Below are 2,329 nucleotides of genomic sequence, written 5' to 3' on the forward strand. Positions count from 1 at the left end.
CCGCCCGGCGGAGCCGGTCGCGGAGGGAGGGGCGCCGAGAGGAGCCGGGCGAGGAGCCGGGCGAGGAGCCGGGCGAGGAGCCGGGCAAGGAGCCGGGAAAGTGGCGGACGGGCTTGGTGCGGGCCATGAGGGATCGCCGAAGGATGCGCCGGGAGCGGACGGCGCACGGGGCGCCGCTGGGTCGTTCGGGTCGTTCGGGCGGGGACCGGGCGGTCCCTTCGGGGGCGCCCTCCCGCCTCAGCGGATGCCCTTCGAGACGGTCGAGGACATCTCGTCGGCGGCCTGGATCACCTTCGAGTTCATCTCGAAGGCGCGCTGGGCCGTGATCAGGCTGGTGATTTCCTTGACCGGATCGACGTTCGAGCCCTCGAGGTAGCCCTGCTGGATCTTGCCGTAGCTGACGTCGCCCGGGTTGCCGACGACGGGCGCGCCGGAGGCCGGCGTCTCGCGGTAGAGGCCGTTGCCCAAGGGCTCCAGGCCCGCCTCGTTGGCGAAGTTGGCGAGCGTGAGCTGGCCGATCTGCTGGTTGGCGACCTGCCCGTCGATCTTGGCGTAGACCTGGCCCGAGAGGTTCACGGTGACCTCGGAGGCGTTCGGCGGGATCAGGATCGCCGGATCGACGAGGTAGCCCTCCAGCGTCACGAGCTGGCCGGTGGCGTTCTTGTTGAAGGAGCCGGCGCGCGTGTAGTTGATCTCGCCCGCCGGGCTCGTGATCTGGAAGTAGCCGCGCCCGTTGACCGCGAGATCGAGCTGGTTGCCGGTCTGCGCCAGCGAGCCCTGCCGGTGCAGGTTGCGGATCGCGGCGGCGCGCACGCCCAGCCCCAGCATCGCGCCCTCCGGCACGGCCTCCTGGCCGGCCTGGTTCGGCACGCCCTGCTGGCGCTCGGCCTGGTAGAGCAGGTCGGTGAACTCCGCCCGCGCCCCCTTGAAGCCGGTGGTGTTGAGGTTCGCGACGTTGTTCGCGATCACTTCGAGGTTGAGCTGCTGGGCGGACATGCCCGTGGCGGCGATGGCGAGGGCGCGCATGATCGGGGTTCCTCAGATCGCCGTTCAGATCGCCATACGGCTGAGTTCGAGATAGGCGGCCACCACCTTGTCGCGGATGGCGACCGCGGTCTGGAGGCTCTGCTCGGCCGACATCACCGCCTCGACCACCTGCTGGGTCGTGGCCCGGCCCTGGATGCCCGCGATCGAGGCCGCCTCGCCCGCCCGCACGTCGTTGCGTACGCCGGTTGCGAGCTGGGCCATGATGTCGCCGAAGTCGGTCGGCGCCGCGGACGGGGCGGCCGGGATGCCGCCCGCGAGCGCCGCGGCGCCCGCGAAGGCGCTCTTCTGCACCGGCGCCGCGCTGTCGGCGCGCGAGAGCGCGGCGGCCTGGACGGCCCTGTCGAAGGCCGAGAGCGATCCGAGAGCCTCGATCATCGGTCGAATATCCTTCAGGATTTCAGGAGGTCGATCATGCCCGCCACCATGGCGCGGGCCTGCTTGATCACCTGGAGGTTGGCCTCGTAGGAGCGGTTGGCCTCGCGCATGTCGGCCATCTCGACCAGCATGTTGACGTTGGGCAGCTTGACCATGCCCTTGTCGTCGGCGGCCGGGTTGGCCGGGTCGTGCTCGGTGCGGAAGGGCGCGGTGTCGTTGCCGATGCCGGAGACGCGGACCGAGGCCGCGCCCAGCGCCCGCTCCATCTCGGCCCGGAAGGTCACGGTCTTGCGCGCGTAGGGGTCGGCGCCCGGCGTCTCGCCGGTCGACTGGGCGTTGGCGAGGTTCTCGGAGACCACCCGCATGCGCAGGGACTGGGCCTCCAGGCCGGCGCTCGCGAGCCGCGTGGCGGAGAGGAGCGGGTCGATCATCCCTTCACCGCGAGCTTGAGCATCCGGTCGAAGGCCTTGACGATGCCGGTGTTGAGGCTGTGCTCGCGCGCCACCGTGCCGGCCTTGAGCAGCTCCTGCTCCAGGGTGACGGCGCTCGCGGTCTCCAGCACGTCCCAGCCGTCCCGGGCCTCCTGCACGCGGGTGCCGGCGCCCGCGCCGTCCACGTGGGCGGAGGCCGTCTGCGCCATCTCGTAGCCGGCGCGGGCCAGAACCTGCGCGAAGGGCGTGACGTCCCGCGCCTTGTAGTCCGGCGTGTTCGCGTTCGCGACGTTGCCGGCGATCGTCGCCTGCCGCACCCCGAGGTGCCGGGCCTGCATCGAGGCGAGGTCGAACAGGTAGATTCCGCTCATGCCGCCTCCTTGCCGCCGTCCCGGCGCGCGCCACGGGTCCCGGGCCCGGACGCGGGCCTCCCATGGATCAGGGGTGTAGGGCGGCAATCTTGCACGAGGCTGGCC

Annotated in this window: 4 protein-coding genes; all 4 read right to left on the bottom strand. The window is 71.7% G+C overall.

Annotation, left to right across the window (positions count from 1 at the left end):
• Nucleotides 1-237 precede the first annotated feature (237 nt).
• The 4 genes from flgG to flgB are packed head-to-tail and all read right to left on the bottom strand — an operon-like array spanning nt 238 to nt 2,224.
• Nucleotides 238-1,026, bottom strand: a complete 789-nt coding sequence (flgG, locus tag AX737_RS30130) for a flagellar basal-body rod protein FlgG (RefSeq protein ID WP_066927707.1) — start codon at nt 1,024-1,026, stop codon at nt 238-240.
• 24 nt (nt 1,027-1,050) lie between these two features.
• Entirely contained in the window at nt 1,051-1,422 is a 372-nt protein-coding gene (locus AX737_RS30135) for a flagellar hook-basal body complex protein FliE (RefSeq protein ID WP_066927709.1), read from the bottom strand.
• A gap of 14 nt (nt 1,423-1,436) precedes the next feature.
• The gene (gene flgC / locus AX737_RS30140) at nt 1,437-1,853 is read right to left on the bottom strand and encodes a flagellar basal body rod protein FlgC (protein ID WP_066927711.1); all 417 of its coding nucleotides are present in this window, start codon (nt 1,851-1,853) and stop codon (nt 1,437-1,439) included.
• Nucleotides 1,850-2,224 carry a flagellar basal body rod protein FlgB gene (gene flgB / locus AX737_RS30145; protein ID WP_066927713.1) on the bottom strand — a complete coding sequence of 125 codons (375 nt, stop codon included), beginning with the start codon at nt 2,222-2,224 and terminating at the stop codon, nt 1,850-1,852. Before flgB ends, flgC begins: the two co-directional genes overlap by 4 nt.
• Nucleotides 2,225-2,329: the final 105 nt, after the last annotated feature.

This window comes from Methylobacterium sp. CCH5-D2, from assembly GCF_001556475.1.
Taxonomy (GTDB): Bacteria; Pseudomonadota; Alphaproteobacteria; order Rhizobiales; family Beijerinckiaceae; genus Methylobacterium; species Methylobacterium hispanicum.

Bases quoted from the DNA above. Each gene is read 5' to 3' on its own strand.
- flgB (WP_066927713.1), bottom strand. From the start codon at position 2,224: ATGAGCGGAATCTACCTGTTCGACCTCGCCTCGATGCAGGCCCGGCAC.
- flgC (WP_066927711.1), bottom strand. From the start codon at position 1,853: ATGATCGACCCGCTCCTCTCCGCCACGCGGCTCGCGAGCGCCGGCCTG.
- flgG (WP_066927707.1), bottom strand. From the start codon at position 1,026: ATGCGCGCCCTCGCCATCGCCGCCACGGGCATGTCCGCCCAGCAGCTC.
- AX737_RS30135 (WP_066927709.1), bottom strand. From the start codon at position 1,422: ATGATCGAGGCTCTCGGATCGCTCTCGGCCTTCGACAGGGCCGTCCAG.